A 22,816-nucleotide genomic window follows, 5' to 3' on the forward strand; every position below is an offset into this window, starting at 1 on the left:
TAATAGAAAATCAGCAATAAATAAAAATATCATTTACCGTTGCTCATATATTATTTTTTTTAATAAAGGAATATCCACTATTGACAGGCTATTTCATTAATGTGATTACTATGGGGTATAAAAATGAGGAGCTATATATGAGTGACGTAACCATCCGCAGAGCCACATTAGACGATGTTCCTGCAATCACGCAAATGCATGCGGATTACTCCGCCTATGCCAATACTTTGCAACTCCCTTATCCAACGACAAAAACATGGGAAGCACGGCTAGGTGCGAATGACCCCCTCGTCACCCAGTTTGTGGCTACAATCAATGAAACCGTAGTAGGGTTACTGGTTGTGCATCAACCCTCACAAGTGCGACGTCGGCATGTAGCAAGCTTTGGTATTACGGTCAGTGAAGCCTATCAAGGCAAAGGAATTGGCTCACAATTAATGCAAGTGATGGTGGACTACTGTGATAACTGGTTGAATGTCCATCGTATTGAATTGGAAGTCTTTGCTGCGAATGGAAGTGGCTTGGGTCTGTATGAAAAGTTTGGTTTCAAGCAAGAAGGCGTGATGCGTGATTATGCTTTTCGTGATGGTGAATATGTGGATGCCATTATGATGAGCCGAATAAAGTAAGTCTATTCCTTCCTTATATCAATTACCTATTCAGTATCTCTAAACCATGAACTGAATAGGTAGATTCACAATAAAAATATCCAGCCTATATAATGATAGATGAACCCGACCATGCTATCGACCTATTAGGATAATGCAGTGCTGGTATAGCCTCATCACCATTTTTATCATTAACTGTAGTATTTTTATTTAGTGAATAAATAATAAAGTGAGCTTTTAAGCTAAAAATTAGATAAAAAAATGCCACTCGAAAGTGGCATTTTTGTCTTCAGATTGGCGTTCTAATCAGCGATTACTTATCGCCTAACAGAACTGAATCTAATGCGATTTCAATCATTTCATTGAACGTAGTTTGACGCTCTTCAGAGGTAGTTTGCTCGCCCGTTTTGATATGGTCAGAAACGGTGCAGATTGTCAGTGCACGAGCACCAAACTCAGCAGCAACACCATAAATACCCGCGGCTTCCATTTCTACACCCAGAATGCCGTATTTTTCCATCACTTTAAACATGTCTGGATCTGGAGAATAGAACAAATCCGCAGAGAACAGGTTACCTACACGCACATTCACGTTACGCGCTTTTGCAGCTTCAACTGCGTTATGAACTAAGTCATAGTCTGCAATTGCAGCAAAGTCATGGTCTTTAAAACGCTGGCGGTTGACTTTAGAGTCTGTGCATGCGCCCATACCGATAACCACATCACGCAGTTTCACGTCATCCATCACCGCACCACATGAACCTACACGGATCAGTGTTTTAACACCAAAATCAGTGATCAGCTCTTTCGCATAGATAGAGCATGAAGGAATACCCATACCATGACCCATAACTGAGATCTTACGACCTTTATAAGTCCCTGTGAAACCTAACATACCACGTACGTTATTAACCTGACGAACGTCTTGAAGGAAAGTTTCTGCAATGTACTTCGCGCGCAGTGGGTCACCCGGCATCAGTACGACGTCAGCGAAATCACCCATTTCTGCATTAATATGTGGAGTAGCCATTCGTATTCCCTTTTAATCATTAAAATTGTTCACAATAAATAAGGCAGTTGCCTGCCTTATTTTTAAATCACCTTACGGTCGTTTCAGTAAAGAAACTGACCTTAGAACATAGGCTTACCGTAATCCATTGGTGATAAATCAAAATATTTTGCGACTGTCTGACCAATATCCGAGAACGTTTCACGGTGACCTAAAGAACCCGGTTTAACTTTCGGTCCATACACCAGAACAGGGATATGCTCACGAGTATGGTCAGTACCTGGCCATGTTGGGTCACAACCATGGTCTGCAGTTAAGATCAGAATGTCGTCTTCTTTAACCAGTTTCAGCATTTCAGGCAGACGGCTGTCAAATAATTCCAACGCTGCGGCATAACCTGCAACATCACGACGGTGACCATAAGCTGAGTCAAAATCAACGAAGTTAGTGAAAACAATCGTGTCATCACCCGCAATTTTCATCTCTTCTAAAGTGGCATCAAATAACGCGTTAATACCCGTTGCTTTGATTTTCTTAGTAATACCGACGTGTGCATAAATATCTGCAATTTTACCGATAGAAACGACTTCACCTTGTTTCTCTTCGACTAATTTTTGCAGAACAGTTGGCGCTGGTGGCTCAACCGCTAAATCATGACGGTTACCTGTACGCTCAAAATGACCCGCTTTGTCACCGACAAATGGACGCGCAATAACACGACCGATGTTGTAACCACCTTTGGTTAACTCTTCACGGGCAATTTCGCACAGTTCATACAGCTTATCTAAACCATAAGTCTCTTCATGGCACGCGATTTGGAATACAGAGTCCGCAGAGGTGTAGAAAATCGGTTTACCGGTTTTCATGTGCTCTTCACCCAGTTCATCAAGGATCACCGTACCCGAAGAGTGACAGTTACCTAAATAACCCGGTAAATTGGCTTTTTCGACCAGTGTATCCAACAGCTCCTGAGGGAAGCTGTTTTCATGTTTTTCGAAATAGCCCCAGTCAAACAGAACAGGAACACCTGCGATTTCCCAGTGACCTGATGGCGTATCTTTACCTGAAGAAAGCTCGCTTGCATAACCATAAGCGCCGATGATTTCCGCATTAGGATCCAGACCCACAGGGAATTTTCCGCTCGATTCTTCTCCTGCTTTACCTAAACCTAATTTTGTTAAGTTAGGCAGGTGTAATGGACCTTTACGACCTTTATCAGCTTCACCGCGAGCACAAGCTTCTGCGATATGACCAAGTGTGTTTGAACCTTCGTCACCGAATTTGTGGGCATCACCCGCAGCACCGATCCCAAAGGAATCCAATACCATAATAAATGTGCGTTTCATATTTATTCTCCTGCGATACAGCTTATCTGTTCATCGCTTCAATCTAACCCGCACCTTTCGATGAAAAATGCGGATATCGGTTTATTCACTAATTTGACGATAGACCATAGGCGTCGCTTCAGGGGCTTTATCCCCAATAATCATAGCAGCACGAACTTCTTTCGCCGCATCTTCCCATGATTTTTCGCTATTGGCATGAATAATCGCAAGTGGAGTTTGGGTATCAACTTTGCTACCTAATGCTGCGATTTCACTTAAACCAACGCTATAATCGATTGGGTCAGTTGCTTTACGACGACCACCACCTAACGTTACCACAGACATACCCAGTGCTCGTGTGTCCATTTGTGTGATAATGCCGGCTTGTGGTGCATAAACAGCTTTGCTAAGCACTGCTGTTGGCAGATATTTGTTGTAGTTCTCAACAAAATCTTTCGGACCTTTTTGTGCCGCAACCATACGACCAAATACTTCAGCAGCTTGACCGTTGTCCAGCACCGCTTGTAATTTCTGGCGGGCATCTTCACGATTAGCTGCCAATTTACCCGATACCAACATTTCAACACATAACGCCATCGTAACTTCAAATAAACGTGGGTTACGGTATTCACCCGTCAGGAACTGGACGGCTTCACGGACTTCGACAGCGTTACCTGCGCTAGATGCGAGAACTTCGTTCATATCGGTTAGTAGTGCCGTGGTATTACAGCCCGCGCCATTCGCCACTTGAACAATGGATTCAGCCAGTTGCTCTGATTTTTCATACGTTGGCATAAATGCGCCAGAACCCACCTTAACGTCCATCACTAAGGCGTCTAAACCTTCGGCTAACTTCTTACCTAAAATAGAGGCAGTGATCAGTGGGATAGAGTCAACAGTAGCTGTGATATCACGGGTCGCATAAAAGCGTTTATCCGCAGGTGCTAACGAATTAGTTTGTCCAATAATCGCCACACCAACATGCTTAATAATATCCCGGAAACGTTCATCGTCAGGGAAAATATCAAATCCTGGAATGGCTTCAAGCTTATCTAATGTTCCACCCGTATGACCCAAACCACGACCAGAAATCATTGGTACATAACCACCGCAAGCCGCGACCATTGGACCTAACATCAATGAAGTGACATCACCAACGCCACCCGTGGAGTGTTTATCCACTAATGGACCATTCAGATTCAGTGATTTCCAATTTAATACGGAACCTGAGTCACGCATTGCGAGTGTCAGTGCGACACGTTCAGGCGTTGTCATGTCATTGAAATAGATAGTCATTGCTAAGGCAGCAATTTGACCTTCAGAAACTGTGTTATCGCGCACACCATTGATGAAGAAACGAATTTCCTCTTCACTTAATGATTTGCCATCACGTTTTTTACGAATAATTTCTTGAGCGAGAAACACAATAGGCTCCTTAATTTACATCGAATTCTTCGGCTAAACAGTCACTGCTATTGCCCAAAATCGATTGGGCAATAGTCTGATGTCACTGATGACTGCGATTATTAATAGCTGCTAGTGGACTTTTTAACGTCAAATCCTAGCGTATTTAATAAGTTCGCTAATAAGCTAGATGCCCCAAAACGGAAATGGCGAGCATCCGCCCAATTGTCGCCTAAGATTTTGCTTGCTAAGGCTAAATATTGTGCTGCTTCTTCAGCGGTACGAACACCGCCAGCAGGTTTGAAACCAACACTTTTCGCGACGCCCATATCATGGATGACTTGCATCATGATTTCAGCGCTTTCTAAAGTGGCATTCACAGGTACTTTACCTGTCGATGTCTTAATAAAATCAGCACCTGCATTGATTGAAATTTCAGATGCCTTACGAATTAAATCTGCGTCTTTTAATTCGCCTGTTTCAATGATTACTTTCAGTAATACATTTGCTTCTGCACATGCATCTTTACATGCTTTCACTAAATCGAAACCAATTTTTTCATTCCCTGCCATCAATGCACGATAAGGGAAAACAACATCAACTTCATCAGCACCGTAAGCGATAGCCGCTTTCGTTTCTGCTAATGCAATTTCAATATCATCATTACCATGTGGGAAGTTGGTGACAGTTGCAATACGGATATCGGGTGTTCCTTGTTCACGTAATGTTTTACGTGCAATAGGAATAAAACGAGGATAAATACAGATAGCAGCGGTATGGCCTGCAGGGCTTTTTGCCTGATGACATAGTGCGATAACTTTCGCATCAGTGTCGTCATCATTCAATGTGGTTAAGTCCATCAGGGTCAGTGCGCGTTGCGCTGCTGCTTTTAAATCAGTCATATAACTCTCCAACGATGTTAATTCTTTCAGAACGATACGTTCTTTGTTGGCGAGCGGGCTTGTTCCATAAAGATGCTAGTTAGGTTTTCCAAACTCAGCAGCTGAGATCCATCTCACCGCACGGTGCCCTAGAGTCAGTTGACTCTAAGAACTATCAGTTCCGTGGCAACTTACTAATACCTATTTGACCACGTAACTGGGATATTTTATGCGCTACAAATCACATTTATCGACTGAACGTTACATTATTAAATATATATCCGTGAACAATATCACAGTATAGCAGGTAATCACTCACTGTTTCACCGTCATTATACTGACTGCCGCCGCTTCGTCATAAATTGATTACGTTAAGGATAGTTGAAAAAGTAAAAGTTACGATACAAAACAGAAAAAGAATATCTCAGAAGAAAATGACAGCGGAAAGACAAATTGCCCTTCCGCTGCAAAATAGAGGGATTACATTGCGGTCATTGCTGCCAAGGTTAAGAAGAAGCCTGCGATGGTTGCGCTCATTAAGTTAGAGAGCGTACCGGCCATAACGGCTTTCATACCTAAACGAGCTACATCACTACGGCGATTTGGAGCCATTCCACCTAAGCCACCCAGCAAAATTGCCACAGAAGACAAGTTTGCAAAACCACACAGTGCGAAAGAAATAATCGCTTTAGAGTGATCAGACAGAACTTGTTTACCCGCTGCAATCACATCCGCATCTGCTTTCATATATTCACCGAAGTTCATGAAAGCCACGAATTCGTTTACAACGACTTTTTGACCAATAAATGAGCCTGCAATGGTCGCTTCGCTCCATGGCACACCAATAAGGTATGCGATTGGCGCAAATACCCAGCCCAATAATAATTCTAGGGATAATTGTGGATAGTTAAACCAACCACCGACGCCACCTAAAATACCGTTGATCAGAGCGATTAATGCGATAAACGCGAGTAACATAGCCCCCACGTTCAGAGCCAGCTGCATACCGGATGCTGCACCAGATGCTGCGGCATCAATGATATTCGTTGGGCGATCTTCCTCAGCGACTAAATCTTTGGCATCCACGTTATCTCTAGCCACTTCTGTTTCTGGCACCATTAATTTAGCAAATAGCAAACCACCCGGTGCCGCCATGAAGGATGCTGCAATCAGGTACTCCATTGGGACGCCCATTTGCGCATAACCGGCTAAGACAGAGCCCGCTACAGAGGCTAAACCACCACACATGATGGCAAATAGTTCAGAGGTCGTCATGGTCGAAATATAAGGACGAACAACCAGAGGGGCTTCTGTTTGACCAACGAAAATATTCGCCGTTGCAGATAAAGACTCGGTTCTTGAGGTTCCCAGAACTTTTTGCAGACCACCACCTAGAATTTTGATGACCAGTTGCATGATGCCAAGATAATACAGGACTGCAATCAATGATGAGAAGAACACGATGATAGGCAATACACGGAAAGCAAAGATAAAACCGCCACCGCCAAATAACTCAAACATTTTGTCAGAAACCAGTCCGCCAAAGATAAAGCTCATCCCATCTTGGCCATAACCGATAACTTTAGATACGCCGTTAGACATACCTTCTAAAACACTGCGCCCCGCAGGGACATAAAGAACAAATGCACCAATGGCGACTTGGATTAAAAAAGCACCGCCGACTGTACGAAGTCTAATGGCTCGACGATTGCTGGAGAAAAGAACGGCTATCGCAATAAGCACCGCCATCCCAACAATACTCAAAATGAGTTGCATGGAAGTATCCCTGTTCACTTAATTCTAGGTTAATGTATAAATAAACTCGCAAGACTCCGCGAGTCTTAGTTCGATGATTATAACCAGTCATCATTAATAACCCGCAATATTCATCACAAATCCAAAGTGCAATAAGCAACATAAATTCAAATATTGTGATAAGCATCACAATAGGCGGTCAGTTTAGTCTGGAAAGGCACGAATACGATAGTCTATTAGGTAAAAAGCTGAATGGTTTTACTTGAGTAACTCATGGAAATACATAAGAAATAATTATCAATTAGCGCATTTCGGTCTGATTTAGATTAAATAACGTCCGACTATTGTTGTAAAGTTGTTGTGCTATCTCATCGGCAGATTCGTGTCGCAGCTCACATAAAGACTGAAATACCCACTGAATACGCTCAGGTCGATTAGGTTCACCTTGAAAACCGGATACAGGCATATCCGGCGCATCAGTCTCAAACACTAAACAACTTAGCGGAAGTTGTGCCATCACTTGGCGTGTTTTATTGGCCCGCTCATAAGTGATTGTTCCTCCAACACCGATGTAATATCCCAATTTCACAAAGTTTTCAGCCTGAGAGAGACTACCCGCAAAACCATGCACCACACCACGAGCAGGAACATCATGGCGACGTAACATGGCAGCTAGTTGATCATGGGATTTTCTCGAATGCAGGATAATCGGTAAGTCAAACTGTTTAGCTAACTTCAGTTGACGCTGAAGCAGTATTTGTTGGCGCTCAAATTGTGGGTCTTGCATATAGAGGTCGAGTCCAATCTCCCCAATAGCGATACATTTTTTACTTTTACGCGCCAAAAAATCTACCAGCATTTCAAAATGCACTTCTTGAAACTGACTTAAATACAAGGGATGAAACCCCATTGCGGCATACAACTGGGGATAATCAAGAGAGAGACTCCAAACTCGCTGAAAATTATCTGCACTCACCGTTGGGATAATGATATCTGTTATCCCTCCTTCTGCGGCTTTCTCTAAGCTGTCTGACAATGCATCGCTAAATGGAGGAAAATCAAAATGACAGTGGGTATCGATAAAATGAGGATTATCCATCATGCACTTGGCTACCTTGCAAAACGTTAGCGCCAACAACATCAGCCACCTTTTCGACTAGTAAGGATTCTTCCTGATCTTCTATATGGGCCAATTCTAACGAATGTCTACGCTTAGAAAATCGATTAAAACTCGTATCATTACTGGCAAATTGTTGAGCCAATGCAGCAATAAAATAGCGTCCACAACGACGACCTACATGATAGTCTTGGTTTAAGGCACTAATTTTACTACCCAACGCACTACTTTTCAGCGGTGTGGGCGGGTAAATTTCAAAAATTTGTACGCCATCAGGTGGGTTTTCAATAAATTCTTGGGTTTTACGGTAGCTTTTTAAGTGAACTTTTAACATCGCAGCCATTCGCTGTAACGCCGAATTATCCCCTTCTAACCAACGCGTCATACGCTTAACCCACTCAGGTGTAAAATACATCTGAGAAGGCACTGTACGAACTACAACAATGGTGTCAGCACCACGCCGATAAGCTTCTTCAACAGGGATAGCTGCGCTGATTCCACCATCATGATATCGCACACCACTAAATTCAACGCCTGTCCGATAAAACCCAGGAATTGCACTGGAAGCGCGAATGATGTCTAACCACGAATCCGCATCCGGTTGTAAAAATTCAGCAGAAAAATCATCACTACGGCTTGCTCCCATATAGAATTCACGCCCAGACTTTAACAATTCAAGCCCTGCATCCATATTAAGAGGGAACTCTTTCGCCGTGGTTTCAATCAACCAATCAAGGTCGATTAAATTCCCGCCACGAATGAATCGCAGTGGGTTAAAAAAATCAAGGTTGGTGGTATAGCGCGTAATGACTCGGCGAGCATAACCTGCTTGCCCACAGATATAAGCCGATAGATTTTGAGCGCCTGCAGAGGTTCCAATCATCAAATCAAAAGGGTTAAAGTTTTCTATCAAAAACTCATCCAATACACCCGCAGTGAAAATACCACGCTGACCGCCTCCTTCACAAATAAGTGCGGTTTTTCCTCCGTTAATTTCGTCAGAAAATGCGAGTGGCTCAATCGTGCCTAAAGTGACTGGAACATGCTTTCCCATAGTAACCCTTTATCTATATTGACATTGACGACTCGTTCATCAATCCCACTATCAATCAAATGACATTGGTTTTCATTAAACCGCTTTTCTCTGGGAGAGCAAATAACAAAATGAGCTTTCAATTGAAAGCCCATTTAAAAGAAATTACTTATCTGCCAGAACTAAACCATTTTGTACTGATTTTACACCTTTTGCTGTCGAGGCGATTTGTACAACTTGATTTATTTGTTCGCTAGATTTAAGGAAACCTGAGAGGTAAACCACACCTTGAATCGTTTTCACTGAGACGCTATTGCTTGGGATTCCACTCGTACTTAAGAGCTTACTTTTAATATCCGCAGTAATAGATGAATCATCCATATAAGTGTCGGTGCTTTTCACGCCACTAGAAATGGCATTTCCTGTATCTTTTCCTGCCATTTCAACAGTTTTAGCTGCGCTGTCCCAAGTTTCCGAAGCTTGTTTTTTCAAGGCGCTATCCGATGATGAGCTACAAGCAAAAAGTGCCCAGCTCAACCCAATGACACCTAAAGAACGTAAAACGGCGATCTTTTTCATTGGAACCTTCCTCTTGGTATGATTAATAAACTAACAATGTCATAGCCTAAGTAAAAAATAGGTAAAAATAAAGTCAAATAACTCATCTATCAGAGGATTACTAAAGGAAAAATTTTATTCCCAGAAAAACATTCTTAATTCGATTATTCAAATCAGAAAGCGACAAATCATTCTCTAGCTGTAGTAAGAATAGAAAAATAGGGTGCTGGTACCACCAACGAACAACAGAAGAGAAATGTGGGGGATAACTCCCCCACCAGACTACTCAATACATAACAGAGTAGCTTGAACCTTTGTATTTCCACTCACTACATTGATAGTACATAACCTATCTCGTAGTTGCAGTGAAAGACACAAGACCGTGATACACACGGTCATTAGCCCTAATAAAGCAAGCTTGGTCATTCCTCTTGACTCCTGTACAAAAAGGAGACAGAATCCAATTGTTGGGTTGGAGACTGCCTCGAGTTACTGTTAAATAGAACTCGGGGCTTTCGTCTTTTGGGTCCTCACAACGTGTTGTCTGCTTGAACCAAAATGATCCAAGCACCCACGGTCATCATAGCAGCATGCCCTTCACGAAAAAATACTCGTTCCAGTAGCTACTTAATTGAATAAACTGATAATTAATTAGATATACAACAAAAATGACCAACTAAGTTGGCCATTTCAAAATTATCACGTGAAGAATAAAGAATGATTAATGTTCGCGTGTCTTACGGAATTTCACTTCAGGATAACGTTCGCTGGTTAAGTTCAAGTTAACCATTGTTGGTGCAATATAAGATAAATTGTCACCACCATCTAACGCTAAATTTTGCTCATTTTTGCGCTTAAATTCTTCGAATTTTTTCACATCATCGCACTCAACCCAACGTGCGGTAGACACGTTAACGGCTTCATAAATCGCTTCAACGTTATATTCACTTTTTAAGCGAGAAACGACGACGTCAAATTGCAGTACCCCGACCGCACCCACAATCAGGTCATTATTCGTTAATGGGCGGAATACCTGCACGGCACCCTCTTCTGATAACTGAACCAAGCCTTTCAGTAACTGCTTCTGCTTCAGAGGATCACGCAGACGAATACGACGGAATAATTCAGGTGCAAAGTTCGGGATCCCTGTAAATTTCAGCTCTTCGCCTTGCGTGAAAGTATCACCAATCTGGATAGTTCCATGGTTATGCAAGCCAATAATATCCCCTGCATACGCATTCTCGACTTGAGAACGATCGCCCGCCATAAAGGTTAGAGCATCTGAAATCACTACGTCTTTCTTAGTACGAACTTGACGCAGTTTCATGCCTTTTTCATAGGTTCCCGAGACGATACGCATAAAGGCAACACGGTCACGGTGTTTTGGATCCATATTCGCCTGAATTTTGAAAACGAAACCTGTAAATTTCTCTTCAGTGGCTTCCACTTCACGCACATCCGTTTTACGTGCTTGCGGTGCCGGTGCCCATTCAACAAGGCCATCAAGCATATGGTCGACGCCAAAGTTACCTAATGCAGTCCCAAAGAAGACGGGGGTTAACTCACCCGCGATAAAGGCATCGTGGTCAAATTCATGGGAAGCCCCTTGAACTAGCTCCAGCTCTTCACGTAATTGAGACGCTAACTCATCGCCCACTTCCGCATCTAACTCAGGGTTATTTAACCCTTTAACGATGCGGACTTCTTGAATTGTATGACCTTGACCTGTTTGATACAAAATGGTTTCGTCACGCAGTAAGTGGTAAACACCTTTGAATAACTTACCGCAGCCAATTGGCCATGTGATTGGGCAACAAGCAATTTTCAGCTCATTTTCCACTTCATCTAACAGCTCCATTGGGTCGCGAATATCACGGTCCAATTTGTTCATAAAGGTCAGAATTGGCGTATCGCGCAGGCGGGTAACTTCCATCAGCTTACGAGTACGATCCTCAACCCCTTTACCGGAGTCGATAACCATTAAGCAGCAGTCAACGGCAGTTAATGTACGATAAGTATCTTCCGAGAAGTCTTCGTGTCCTGGGGTGTCTAACAGGTTCACTAAGCAATCATTATAGGGAAATTGCATCACAGAGGTGGTGATTGAGATACCACGCTGCTTTTCCATTTCCATCCAGTCTGATTTGGCATGCTGGTTAGAACCGCGACCTTTTACCGTTCCCGCACGTTGAATTGCGTGTCCAAAAAGTAATACTTTTTCAGTGATCGTGGTTTTACCGGCATCGGGGTGAGAAATGATAGCAAACGTTCTACGGGTGCTAACTTCATGGAGAAAATTCTGATCTGTCATTTAACCGTTCTTTTCGTCTATATCCAGATTTGTATGGGCATCAGGAAGAGGCTCGAGGTGGCTCTAGCGCAGCAAATCCGTATTGTTAATCGTAATTGGCGGTTATTTTCGCAGATCTTGGGGTTATAAACAATCAGAGCCTGAAATGTTAGGCGCTCCACCCACAGGATGGAGCCCAATAAACTTACACCGACACAGCCACTAACTGAGCAATTTCCAGCCCTAATTCTTGTGTGCTGGCATTTCCGCCCATATCGCGAGTCAAATGACGGCGCTCACGAATAGCCGTTTCAACCGCTGACATAATCGTATCGTGCATTTCTTGGCAACCAAGATGCTGCATCATCATCGCTGCCGCCCAGATAGTGCCAATTGGGTTAGCAATATTTTTCCCAGCAATATCCGGTGCAGAACCATGCACAGGTTCAAACATCGATGGGAACTGTTTTTCAGGATTGATATTCGCGGACGGTGCAATCGCAATCGTCCCCGTACAGGCGGGTCCAAGATCTGACAAAATATCTCCAAATAAGTTTGATCCCACAATCACATCATAAAATTCCGGCATTCTCACTAAGTTAGCCGCAAAAATATCAATGTGGAATTGGTCAACTTTTACATCAGGGTACTGCTTCGCCATTTCAGCCACACGGCTATCCCAATACGGCATTGAGTGAAATAATCCATTGGATTTCGTGGCTGAACTTAAATGTTTTTTATCGCGAGAACGGGCAAGTTCGAAAGCATATTTTAAAATTCGGTCAGTCCCTTTGCGGGTAAAAATACTTTGCTGGGACACCATTTCATCTTCCGTCCCTTCATACTGAATTCCGCCAATGGCAGAATATTCGCCCTCTACGTTTTCGCGCACGACATAAAAATCAATATCACCCGGTTTTTTATCCGCCAGCGGGCATTTAATCCCTTCAAATAAACGTACCGGACGCAAATTCACATATTGATTAAACGCACGGCGAATTGGCAGCAACAAACCCCATAAGGAAATATGGTCAGGAACCCCTGGGAACCCAACGGCACCTAAGAAAATGGCATCAAATTTCTTCAGTTGTTCTAGACCATCTTCCGGCATCATACGACCAGTACGGTGATAGGTTTCACACGACCAATCAAAGTGTGCAAAGTTAAGCTTTACACCGTGCTTTTGTGCTGCTGCCTCTAAAACACGTAATCCTTCAGGGATCACTTCCGTTCCAATTCCATCACCCGGAATGACTGCTATATTAAATTGTGCCATTTTCAATGCCCTTATTATTATCTACGCATGTCCTCCAGTTTATGGCTTGCTGTGATAAAGTATAGGCATGAACTGTAATCCCTAGGTTTACAAACTATGAACAAGCTACCGTTGCTTGAAGATATCCGTGTATTTGTCACCGTCGCCCGATTGATGAGCTTCTCCCAAGCGGCTGAGCTCCTATTGGTATCTCCAGCCTATATATCGAAACGCATTAAATTACTGGAAGAAAACTTAGGGCAAACGCTGTTTTTCCGTAATGCTCGCGCCATTCAATTGACGCCAGAAGGGAAAATTGTTCTGCGTAGCAGCGAGTTGTTACTGGAAGAATTAGAGCGAATGCAGGGAGAATTACAAGCTTGTCGCGAGGAGATCCGCGGAGAACTGCGCATCAGTTGCAGTACAGGCTTTGGTAGCACCTACCTGAATCCCTTTATTCTGGCATTACGTGCCGATTACCCGATTTTAGGTATTGATCTGACGCTAACGGATCGATCAATCGATATCATCAGTGAGAATATCGATCTTGATATCTGCATTGGCGGTACCATTTCAGATCAATTCATTGCACGTCGGTTAGCCCGCAATAACCGAGTACTTTGTGCCTCTCCCGCCTATATCCAAAAATATGGGCAACCATCTTTACCTCAAGAACTTGAACAAAAACACTCGTGTATTGCCATCAAAGAGCGCAATCAAGCTCCCGCAATCTGGAAATTAGAGCACCAACAAGAAAGCATGACCATCACACCGAATAGTAAATTAATGGTCAATAACGGAGAAGTCGCCAAACAATGGTGCCTCAGTGGTGAAGGGATTTTATTACGTTCACTTTGGAGTGTTCTCCCTGAACTTCAGTCAGGAAAATTAGTGCGCGTTCTACCACAATGGCATCAAGGCGCTGACGTTTTTGCTGTCTATTCACGTAGTTTACGTAATAGTGCTAGTCTTAGGGTTTTCATTGAAAATCTTGAAAAGTACCTCACTACCCATTTACCGAATATTTTTTACGATGAATATCATTATGTTGGAAGCGATTAAATACAAAAAACCACGATAACACGCAAGTCTTACCGTGGTTTTTCTTTAGAAAAATGTATTACGCTTTTTGACTAAACATATCCTCACTGAACAAGGTTAATGCTAGTACTAACGCATCTTCCCGCCCATTTTTCGTCGGATAATAATCTTTACGCACTGTCGCTTGCTGAAAGCCCAGTTTGTCATACAGATGAATCGCAGACGCGTTCGATTCTCTCACTTCCAACCACAGCGTCGAAATCCCTCGACTAACAAGGTCGTTAATTAATCTTTCTAATAACAAACGACCGTAGCCATGGCCTTGAAAATCAGGATGGATGGCAATATTGAACAGCGTAGCTTCATCTAATACATATTGTGTTATTGCATACCCAACAATTTGATTATTAACTGATATTTTTAGATTATGGTACTTTTCACCTTGATTCCCATAAAAAACTCGCTCAGTCCATGGAAAATCATGACTTAACTTTTCAATTAAGAAGGCGGTAGCGAGATCAGATTGTTTGAGTGTTGAAATTTTCATCATATTGATAAATTTGTTTCCATAGTGCCTGTTTAGCATTACTGCTTGCTATCAGCTCAGACAAAACAGGAGAAATAAATGTAACTTTTGAACCTTCGGGATGAATACCATCCCCTATCACCCAACAAGGTATAGTTATTGGTGTTGGAATGAGTTTTAGCTGCTGAGAATTAATACAGACAATATCAACATCGTTGATCTTCATTGCGAGAAAAATATCTTTTAACAGCTGACTGTTTAAATCAAGGTTCTCATCAGTAATAATAATAAGCTTAGTCGACTCAGGAATGCGAACACCACGTTCACCACGTAACACAGTCGGATTTCTCACCATCCATTGAGTGATCCCCATTTGTTCTAAAAGTCTGTCACGTCGTGTCATTGCTTTATCCAGTCGTTAGTTAACAACCACATCTTATCAAAGGGGATTAATAGCGCCAACAGAGCAATGCTATTTATCTTTTTTCTGGTAAGGTAGTCCGCGTGGTTATATTCATTTTAGGAGATAGACAGAATATGTCATTACTGACACCCGCCAGCGAAGTTATTCAACGCCATTTAGAGCACTTTATCGATCGTCATGTTCTTTTGGCAGGCGATATTCAGGATGAACTGGGCACAATTTTAGAAGCCGCCAGCGTGCGCGTTCTCACTAACCAGTACCATCGCTGGAAAAACTTACAGCCGGCATTGGGTGAAAATGTTCTGTTTGCTTCAACAGCAACCGCGGAATTCGTTAAACCTTGCGACACCTTAATTTACTTTTGGTCCAAGAACAAACAAGAAGCCGCCTTCCAACTCGATGATTTATGCACACATTTAGCTGTAGGTAGCCAAATTTTTATCGTCGGTGAAAATCGTAGCGGCGTCAAAAGTGCCGAAGCGATTATGGAAGGGATTGCGACACTGCAAAAAATTGACTCCGCACGTCGCTGTGGTCTCTATTATGGCGAATTAGAACAGCCAACTGAATTTGATATCAAGCGTTGGTGGCGCAATTACCAAGTTGATAACGTGAAAATTCATGCGCTTCCAGGTGTATTCAGCCATAACGAGTTAGATATCGGCAGTGATTTGCTGCTTTCCACATTGACCGAGCCAATGAGCGGTAATGTGCTTGATCTGGCTTGTGGTAACGGCGTACTTGCTGCGGTGGTTGGTACTCAAAACCCAGCGGTCACCTTAACCTTAAGTGATGTCAGTGCATCAGCCATTGATTCTGCAACGGCAACTCTAGCGGCTAACAACCTTACCGGAAAAATAATCCCAAGTGATGTCTATTCCGACCTTGATGATAAATTTGATTGGATCATTTCTAATCCACCGTTCCATGATGGGATCAACACCAGCTATAACGCGGTAGAGACATTGATTTTCCAAGCACCTAAGTACCTGAAAAAAGGTGGTCGTTTACGCATCGTCGCCAATGCATTTTTACCTTACCCTGATCTACTCGATAAAGCATTCGGTGGTCATGTTGTACTGGCTAAAACAGGGAAATTTAAAGTTTACGAAGCAATTAAGCGCTAAAGCGACCAGCACGTTATCCGTGTGAATTTTCTTTTCTAACGGTCAACATATCAAGTTGACCGTTTTTTCATCAAACAATATACCGCTGATAAAAATTTATTGACGTCTGTCGAAATTAGCCTAAAATCCGCACCGTACTATTGATGCATGAGCAATTATGCAAAAGAGTTAGTATTGCGAGGGTGGCGGAATTGGTAGACGCGCTAGCTTCAGGTGTTAGTGTCCTATGGACGTGGGGGTTCAAGTCCCCCCTTTCGCACCACTTACTCTTTATAATTTCAATTATCTATGCGTTGACTGCTCTTCGCTATCCGTATCAGGTAGTTATCTATGTGTCGAGCATGATATAGGCAAGTATCAATAGAAAGAATTTTGACAGTATTTGCGAGGGTGGCGGAATTGGTAGACGCGCTAGCTTCAGGTGTTAGTGTCCTATGGACGTGGGGGTTCAAGTCCCCCCTTTCGCACCACTGTTAATGATTCGTAACCTTAATCTTCAAGAATTCAACCTTCAGATATTCAATCCTCGATGGACATTCACGCAATATTCCTAACCTAGATATCGCTTAGATAATCTTAGCTTCGCATAATAAAAATCAGCAAGAAACAACCTAAAGACATTACTGCTGGAATAATGAGTAAACGCCGTGAACCCCGATTAAACAGCATGCCTGCCGTCGCAATCATCAAGGTGATCATTGCCACTTTCAGTGGATCAAACCCCATATTGCTCAGCAAATACATAATACTCAGTAACACCACCGCGAAGACGCCCCACAAACCAGCGCCAATACGCCGCAACCCTGTTGCTTTTGATACGCTAGTTCCCATAACGCCTCCCATTTATAGCTAACGAGTCTTTAGCTAACTCATAGTTAGTCTATAATTTCGTTAAAGATGATAATGATTATCAATCATATCTGCGTTTCTATAAAAATCAATCAAATTTTTGTGAGGAAAATATTTCCCCTACGGTAAAAACATCACTCAAAAATACAAACAAAGTGAATATCTTCAGGCTCTAGCGCAAACAGTTCAGGATCTGGCTTTTCGAGCAGTTCACAGCCCATATATTGATAAAAATGCACTGTATTTTCTGACGGAGTCGCCGAAACATATAGTCCAGCAGCGCCTTTTTCTAATGCTCGTTGTTGGCAAAGTTTAAAAAGCTTTCCACCCAGTCCTTCGCCACGATAGCGATGGCTAACATGGAGGAAAGAGAGTTGTAGCAAATCTAGCTTTTCCCCGCGCCATACGTTATCTAAACTGGCTGCGGCGATCAGGCTATCCTCATCAAACACCCCAAAGAAAACAGCCCCGTTATCATAGCTAGCAAGTAAATGCGGTGTATAAGCATCCGTTTCACCTTCAGGCCAACCTTTCATATCAAATCGCTGGGCAGATAACACTAATTTACCCTGCTGGTGAAGATAAAGATGTTCAATCAATTCAGTTCGATCAATCGACCACAGATTTGGGATTTCATCCCGCGTGAGTTCACGTACTTTTCTCATTATTATTGTTCTCTTAGTTCTTATATAAATTCGATATAAATCGAATAGATAGAGAGCATACAAGCTGTGTAATAAAAAAGAAATACAGATATGAAGGAGAAATTGAGTCGAGGTTTATGGGGCTTTATAAACAAAAAAAATTCTCTGTAGCATCCTGCCGCAGAGAATTTTTAACTACAAGGGTTGGTTTATTGCTTCAATCCCATTGCATCACGCATGGTAAAGAACAAATCGGTTTGGTCAGTCAGACCCATCACGTTCGCAGCATGTGGACCATAAGCTGCAACACGTAGTTGAGCACCTGTATGCTCCTGTGAATCGTCTTCTTCAGAGTTACCGTAGTTCACGGTCATCACGGTACCGTCTTTTGTGATCAGCGCTTGAGTTAAACCGGATGATTTCGTGCCATCAGGAATAATCTGGCTTGAATGTGCGTGGTCAGCCGTCACGATAATAAGCGTATCGCCATGTTTCTTAGCAAAATCTAAACCCACTTGAACAGCTTGGTCTAAAGCAACTGTTTCGCCAATTTGACCACATGGATTTGCTTTATGATCCTGCTTATCAATAGAAGCACTTTCAACTTGCAGGAAGAAACCATTCGGGTTTGTTTCCAGTAAATTAATTGCTTTTTCTGTCATTTGAGCCAATGTCGGCGCATTCGGATCTAACTTAGCGTTTGGTTTACACTCCAGTGCGGCATTATTTAAGTTACCGTGATATGTCGCTTTTGGACCTTCCCACGCAACCGTCATATTGCCATCATGGAACAGACCTAATACAGGTTTATCTTGGTTCGCTTCTTTGATTGCATCGAGTGATTTAGCATCACGGACGATAGTGAATCCTCGCTCTGCCGCTTGTTGCTCCAAGGTTTTCCCTTTGTAATCACCCGCTTTAGCTTCCTGCTTAAAGCTTTTCGCACCACCACCTAATGTGACATCGGCGCGGGTAATCATTAACTGTTCAGAGATAGAACCACGGCCGCCATTTTCTAATGCATTCGTTGCACATTTTTCGCTGGTTTCTTCTGGGCCGTAACATTTACGCCCCGTTACGTGGGCAAACTGAGCCGCTGGCGTCGCATCTTGAATTTCAGACGTTGTCACGTTCCCTGTTGCTTTGCCATTACGTTTAGCGATTTCAATTAATGTGTCATGGTCATTACCAAACACATCAATCCCTAAAGCACCGTTATAGGTTTTCACACCGGAAGACCATGCCGTTGCAGAGGCAGCAGAATCAGTGACATAGTCTGGCTTTTGTGTTTTCTTATCTAATGCATAGTGGGTGTATTGCCCTGTAATTGGCAACGCATCAATACCTTTAAAAAAACCACCCGCCCCTTCCGCATAGTTACGCGCAACGGTAATTTCAGAATCACCCATACCATCGCCGATAAATAAAATGACGTTCTTTGCTTGACCATTATGCAGTGCAGCTTTCATGATATCCGTCTGTTCAGTTGATAAACGACGAGCTCCACCAAATTTCGTGATATCCCCTTTTGCAGCGCGGCTTTCTGAAACTGCCTCATTTTTATCTGCTGCATGGGCAGGAATTGCAGTCCCTAAAATTAACGTACTTACGGCGACGGCTAACATAGATTTCATAAAATGACCTGTCATAAGTTTTATCCTTGCCAATCAATAAGAAGAGTAAATAAGTATGCTTCGAATAGTTGACCAGCATGCTAGAGCAGCTAGATGACAGTTGAATGACGGTTTTATGTCGATATCAAGATGTTTGTCATAAATGCGAAACGCCCAATTTGGGCGTTATCGATGTGAAACGTGTTGAGTGATGAGTTGGGAAATCAGCTGTAATGCGCTTAATAAGCGATGGCGCTGCTGGTTAGTCAAACGTAAATAACGCCGAGCTGCGGGGATCCGACTGACCATTTCAGACGCAGTATAAGGCTCAATTTCACACCGCCAAACCCCATTTTTGACAGCAATATGACAATGAGTGAAGTCTAGCTCTTCGAAAGTTTGGCGGATCACTGGGTACTGCTCCAAACTTTCAATAAAGGGCTGCCCATCGGCTTGCTGGCTGGTAAAACGCACCTGTTTTTTTCGTGCAGACCCTGCGGTTTTCACATCAATCTGTGCCACCAGCGCACTATCACATTTACCTGAAACTGCAAAACGGCTATGCACAATAAACGCCATAAACAAGGTTTTTACACGCTCAGTCACTTCCACTTTAATGCCTTGAGGCAATTGGATGAGGAGCACTCCAGGTGCCCCCCATTCACAAACATAAGGGGCGATATCTTTCTCTATCCTATTTAACGTTAACCCCGCTTGATACCCTGTCGGGAGGCGTTTTTGGGTTAACTTTTTCCACCACGATAATTTAGGCAAGGTTACGTAAAGGCTCAAGTTCCACCTCCTCTGAATTGTCATCTTCAAATGAGTTAGACAATACCTGTTCAACCGGAACGGGTTTAAATGGATTTACTTTCTGCACTAACACGGTCCAACCTAATGCATAACTCGCTGTTAATCCCAACATAATGGCAAATGGAATATACACATCTGCTTTATTCATACCCGGAGGCGTGATGTAAACAATCGCTAGGATTATCCCCACACTCGAAATAATTTGAGGGATTGGAAAGAATGGCGAGCGATAAGCACGGTGTAAATCAGGGCGACGAATACGCAATAGCACCACAGAAATCGTCACTAATAAGTACGCCGTTCCCCACGAACACACAGCCGCCAGCACCAACGGGATGATTCTGTCTAAATCCCCCTGAATAGCAAATGCGTGTAAGCAAGGGATCATCACCGCCACTAAAATACCGAACACTGGCGTTTTAAAGCGAGGGTGTAAATAAGCGAATGCCTTTGGTAATGCACCATCTAACGCCATGCCATACAGAATACGGGGAACGGCCGCCATTAATGTATTGATAGTCGCACCACCCGCCAGCAATAACGCAATACCAATCCAATATTTACCGAAGTCACCCATGATTTGCCCAGCAAATGCAGGAATGGCCATCGGCGTTTCTAATAGACTCACACCATTTTGTGGATCGACAATCACGTTTTCGACTTGATTCGTCAGTGCCGCGCCAAAGAGGAACATACAAAATGCAACACCGCATAAACCAATCGTCATTGCACGAGGAATAACCTTGGCAGAATTTTTAATTTCTGGCGCCATTGGTGTCACTAGCTCGCAACCAACAAACATAAACATCGCCATACCAATGAAACTGAGCACAACGGTAGGGTCAGAAATATTCAGACCTTGACCAAACCAGCCCTCCGCGGATACATGGAATGGCATCATCAAGCCGCAAATACTGAAAATCACCAATGTACTCCACATCGCGAAAGTCAGTACCACTTCAACCTTACCAAAAGCTTCGATACCAAATGCATTCAGTAAGCCGAATGCAACGACTAGCCCTACTCCTACCATCCAAGACGAGTTATTGGTTTCTAACACGGTGTTGAGGCTTTCAAAGTTCACCAATGCCATGATGCCAGACAGAATCGTTTCCGCGGTCCCCGCAAAAACGTGGACAATCAGATAAGCTGACAGCGCACCGGTAATCGCCCAAAAGCGCCCCATGCCACAAGAGATATAATCGTAGACTGAACCCGAAGTGGGTAAAATTGCCGCGGCTTCAGAGAATGTGGTTAATTGAGCCTGCATCATGATAAAGCTCAATAAAACCGCTAAGGCAAAGGTATCGCCCCCGATTCCAAATCCACTGGTTACCGTGAGGATCACTGGGCTTGCCATAATCACGCCGACCGAACTGGCGAGCGTAGTTGGAAAGCCAACCTTACCTTTCTCAATATGTGATGTTAATTTTGAGAATAAATTCATTTTTGCTTCCCTCTCTCTGCTCACAGTCAAGATTGTGAATTTTTTGTAAAAATAAAGTGACTGCTTACTCACTATAGAAATAAGCATAAACATGTCGCCATCGTCCTTTAGAACGATACCCAGAGAGAGGGGAACAACAATCAACTGAAACGAAAAGTACCGTTTTACAATATAAATAATATAATAATCATTTAAATATCAATGATTAGACAAAAAGCACCTCATTAATATATTAATAAATAAGTCGCAAAAGATACCCAAGGGCAGAAAATCCCCTTTGAGCAGTTAAAAACAAGTTTTGAATAGTGTAATCAAGCTCACGTTATTAACATGTTTGTTTTATGTTAATCCAATTAAATTGCATGATAGTCAGTAGAGAATTTGAATGAGGAGCGATGATGGAACAACCGTTATTTAGTGAGAGTCAACAGAGCTTAATCGACTGCTGTCTCAATACTATTGCCCATATCATCCCAATTTCTGCGGCAGTATATTATTTAGTCAATGAACAGTGGCAACCAGAAAGTCATGTGTTATACGGCATTTCTACGCGTATGCATGAACAGTACCTCTCTGCATTTTCCCAACATGACCCCTTGCACCCCGACCATTTTCGCGGTGAAGATCTGCGCTTAGTCAAAATGCCCGTAGAGATGCGTCAGCAAGATAAAACTTTCTTCCATGATTTTATGCAGCCGAACCACATTGCAGACATGGCGGAAATCTTTATTCGTCGAAAAAATAAAATTGTGGCGGGTATTTCTGTATTGAGGGATACCCCATTTACGCCACAGGAAGTGGTCAGGCTCAATGCTATATTGCCCATCGCAGAATTAATGACGTTTGATGTGAAACCGGACTCTCTGGTCTCCTACACCCCAAAAGAGCAAGAAATTATTCACTTAGTACGTGAAGGAGCAAGTAATAAAAGAATTGCGCTACTATTAGGTGTTTCCCTTTCCACCGTGAAAACCCACCTTCGCAACATTTTTACCAAAGCCAATGTGAATAACCGAACTGAGTTAGTCTCATCCGGGTTTATCATCCGCCAAGATAAAATTCTATAAAAAATCCCGGTACAGAGACCGGGAAAACTG

General features: G+C 42.9%; 22 protein-coding genes and 2 tRNA genes. 6 read left to right on the plus strand and 18 right to left on the minus strand.

All coding sequences use genetic code 11. The features are described from left to right. Positions 1 to 137: 137 nt before the first annotated feature. Positions 138 to 629, plus strand: a complete 492-nt coding sequence (locus PR795_RS13640; protein WP_006662836.1) for a GNAT family N-acetyltransferase — start codon at positions 138 to 140, stop codon at positions 627 to 629. Between the two features lie 292 nt (positions 630 to 921). Here PR795_RS13640 and deoD read toward each other — a convergent pair whose 3' ends face one another. The 11 genes from deoD to PR795_RS13695 form a co-directional block, all read right to left on the minus strand. Continuing rightward, a complete protein-coding gene (gene deoD, locus PR795_RS13645; RefSeq protein WP_006657106.1) occupies positions 922 to 1,638 on the minus strand; it encodes a purine-nucleoside phosphorylase in 717 nt (238 codons plus the stop codon). Positions 1,639 to 1,739: 101 nt separating this feature from the next. Next, positions 1,740 to 2,963, minus strand: coding sequence for a phosphopentomutase (gene deoB / locus PR795_RS13650; RefSeq protein WP_006662837.1), 1,224 nt, complete (start codon positions 2,961 to 2,963; stop codon positions 1,740 to 1,742). Between the two features lie 81 nt (positions 2,964 to 3,044). Then, positions 3,045 to 4,367 (minus strand): thymidine phosphorylase, encoded by a 1,323-nt coding sequence (gene deoA / locus PR795_RS13655; protein ID WP_006657104.1) that lies wholly within the window; start codon positions 4,365 to 4,367, stop codon positions 3,045 to 3,047. A gap of 101 nt (positions 4,368 to 4,468) precedes the next feature. Further along, positions 4,469 to 5,248, minus strand: coding sequence for a deoxyribose-phosphate aldolase (gene deoC / locus PR795_RS13660; protein WP_006657103.1), 780 nt, complete (start codon positions 5,246 to 5,248; stop codon positions 4,469 to 4,471). A gap of 459 nt (positions 5,249 to 5,707) precedes the next feature. Further along, a complete protein-coding gene (locus PR795_RS13665) occupies positions 5,708 to 7,003 on the minus strand; it encodes a NupC/NupG family nucleoside CNT transporter (RefSeq protein ID WP_006657102.1) in 1,296 nt (431 codons plus the stop codon). A 280-nt stretch (positions 7,004 to 7,283) separates the two neighbouring features. Beyond that, positions 7,284 to 8,084 (minus strand): TatD family hydrolase, encoded by an 801-nt coding sequence (locus PR795_RS13670; RefSeq protein WP_272516872.1) that lies wholly within the window; start codon positions 8,082 to 8,084, stop codon positions 7,284 to 7,286. Next, the gene (locus PR795_RS13675; RefSeq protein WP_006657100.1) at positions 8,074 to 9,153 is read right to left on the minus strand and encodes a patatin-like phospholipase family protein; all 1,080 of its coding nucleotides are present in this window, start codon (positions 9,151 to 9,153) and stop codon (positions 8,074 to 8,076) included. The genes PR795_RS13670 and PR795_RS13675 overlap by 11 nt, the downstream gene beginning before the upstream one ends. A 144-nt stretch (positions 9,154 to 9,297) precedes the next feature. Further along, positions 9,298 to 9,711 carry a BON domain-containing protein gene (locus tag PR795_RS13680; protein ID WP_006657098.1) on the minus strand — a complete coding sequence of 138 codons (414 nt, stop codon included), beginning with the start codon at positions 9,709 to 9,711 and terminating at the stop codon, positions 9,298 to 9,300. Between the two features lie 261 nt (positions 9,712 to 9,972). Beyond that, positions 9,973 to 10,116 (minus strand): Hok/Gef family protein, encoded by a 144-nt coding sequence (locus PR795_RS13685; RefSeq protein ID WP_071992053.1) that lies wholly within the window; start codon positions 10,114 to 10,116, stop codon positions 9,973 to 9,975. Between the two features lie 295 nt (positions 10,117 to 10,411). Further along, the gene (gene prfC / locus PR795_RS13690; RefSeq protein WP_006657097.1) at positions 10,412 to 12,001 is read right to left on the minus strand and encodes a peptide chain release factor 3; all 1,590 of its coding nucleotides are present in this window, start codon (positions 11,999 to 12,001) and stop codon (positions 10,412 to 10,414) included. Between the two features lie 184 nt (positions 12,002 to 12,185). After that, the gene (locus PR795_RS13695; RefSeq protein ID WP_181480571.1) at positions 12,186 to 13,256 is read right to left on the minus strand and encodes a tartrate dehydrogenase; all 1,071 of its coding nucleotides are present in this window, start codon (positions 13,254 to 13,256) and stop codon (positions 12,186 to 12,188) included. A gap of 96 nt (positions 13,257 to 13,352) precedes the next feature. On the opposite strand from PR795_RS13695, the gene PR795_RS13700 reads away from it, so the two are divergent. Then, positions 13,353 to 14,297, plus strand: a complete 945-nt coding sequence (locus PR795_RS13700) for a LysR substrate-binding domain-containing protein (protein ID WP_181480570.1) — start codon at positions 13,353 to 13,355, stop codon at positions 14,295 to 14,297. Positions 14,298 to 14,355: 58 nt separating this feature from the next. On the opposite strand, the gene rimI is transcribed toward PR795_RS13700, so the two are convergent. After that, on the minus strand, positions 14,356 to 14,826 hold the full coding sequence (gene rimI / locus PR795_RS13705) for a ribosomal protein S18-alanine N-acetyltransferase (protein WP_006657093.1): 471 nt from the start codon (positions 14,824 to 14,826) through the stop codon (positions 14,356 to 14,358). Then, a complete protein-coding gene (locus PR795_RS13710) occupies positions 14,795 to 15,205 on the minus strand; it encodes a DNA polymerase III subunit psi (protein WP_006657092.1) in 411 nt (136 codons plus the stop codon). The genes rimI and PR795_RS13710 overlap by 32 nt, the downstream gene beginning before the upstream one ends. A 134-nt stretch (positions 15,206 to 15,339) precedes the next feature. On the opposite strand from PR795_RS13710, the gene rsmC reads away from it, so the two are divergent. From rsmC to PR795_RS13725, 3 genes are all read left to right on the plus strand, one after another. Beyond that, a complete protein-coding gene (gene rsmC, locus PR795_RS13715; protein WP_036960927.1) occupies positions 15,340 to 16,353 on the plus strand; it encodes a 16S rRNA (guanine(1207)-N(2))-methyltransferase RsmC in 1,014 nt (337 codons plus the stop codon). 176 nt (positions 16,354 to 16,529) lie between these two features. After that, positions 16,530 to 16,615, plus strand: a tRNA-Leu gene (locus PR795_RS13720). A 122-nt stretch (positions 16,616 to 16,737) separates the two neighbouring features. Next, a tRNA-Leu gene (locus PR795_RS13725) sits at positions 16,738 to 16,823 on the plus strand. A 106-nt stretch (positions 16,824 to 16,929) separates the two neighbouring features. On the opposite strand, the gene PR795_RS13730 is transcribed toward PR795_RS13725, so the two are convergent. The 5 genes from PR795_RS13730 to PR795_RS13750 all read right to left on the minus strand — a co-directional run bounded on the left by PR795_RS13730 (position 16,930) and on the right by PR795_RS13750 (position 21,719). Then, on the minus strand, positions 16,930 to 17,184 hold the full coding sequence (locus tag PR795_RS13730) for a DUF1435 family protein (RefSeq protein WP_036950193.1): 255 nt from the start codon (positions 17,182 to 17,184) through the stop codon (positions 16,930 to 16,932). Positions 17,185 to 17,336: 152 nt separating this feature from the next. Next, positions 17,337 to 17,867: a GNAT family N-acetyltransferase gene (locus tag PR795_RS13735; RefSeq protein WP_112860334.1), complete on the minus strand. Its 531-nt coding sequence runs from the start codon at positions 17,865 to 17,867 to the stop codon at positions 17,337 to 17,339. A 188-nt stretch (positions 17,868 to 18,055) separates the two neighbouring features. Beyond that, on the minus strand, positions 18,056 to 19,495 hold the full coding sequence (gene phoA / locus PR795_RS13740; RefSeq protein ID WP_006657088.1) for an alkaline phosphatase: 1,440 nt from the start codon (positions 19,493 to 19,495) through the stop codon (positions 18,056 to 18,058). 150 nt (positions 19,496 to 19,645) lie between these two features. Then, positions 19,646 to 20,251, minus strand: a complete 606-nt coding sequence (locus PR795_RS13745) for a DUF3156 family protein (protein WP_006662845.1) — start codon at positions 20,249 to 20,251, stop codon at positions 19,646 to 19,648. Beyond that, positions 20,226 to 21,719 (minus strand): APC family permease, encoded by a 1,494-nt coding sequence (locus PR795_RS13750; RefSeq protein ID WP_181480568.1) that lies wholly within the window; start codon positions 21,717 to 21,719, stop codon positions 20,226 to 20,228. The genes PR795_RS13745 and PR795_RS13750 overlap by 26 nt, the downstream gene beginning before the upstream one ends. A 398-nt stretch (positions 21,720 to 22,117) precedes the next feature. Between PR795_RS13750 and PR795_RS13755 the strand changes: the two genes are divergently transcribed. Continuing rightward, positions 22,118 to 22,786 (plus strand): helix-turn-helix domain-containing protein, encoded by a 669-nt coding sequence (locus PR795_RS13755; RefSeq protein WP_006662847.1) that lies wholly within the window; start codon positions 22,118 to 22,120, stop codon positions 22,784 to 22,786. Positions 22,787 to 22,816 lie beyond the last annotated feature (30 nt).

The organism is Providencia sp. PROV209 (genome assembly GCF_028479485.1).
In the GTDB taxonomy this organism is placed as follows: Bacteria; Pseudomonadota; Gammaproteobacteria; order Enterobacterales; family Enterobacteriaceae; genus Providencia; species Providencia alcalifaciens.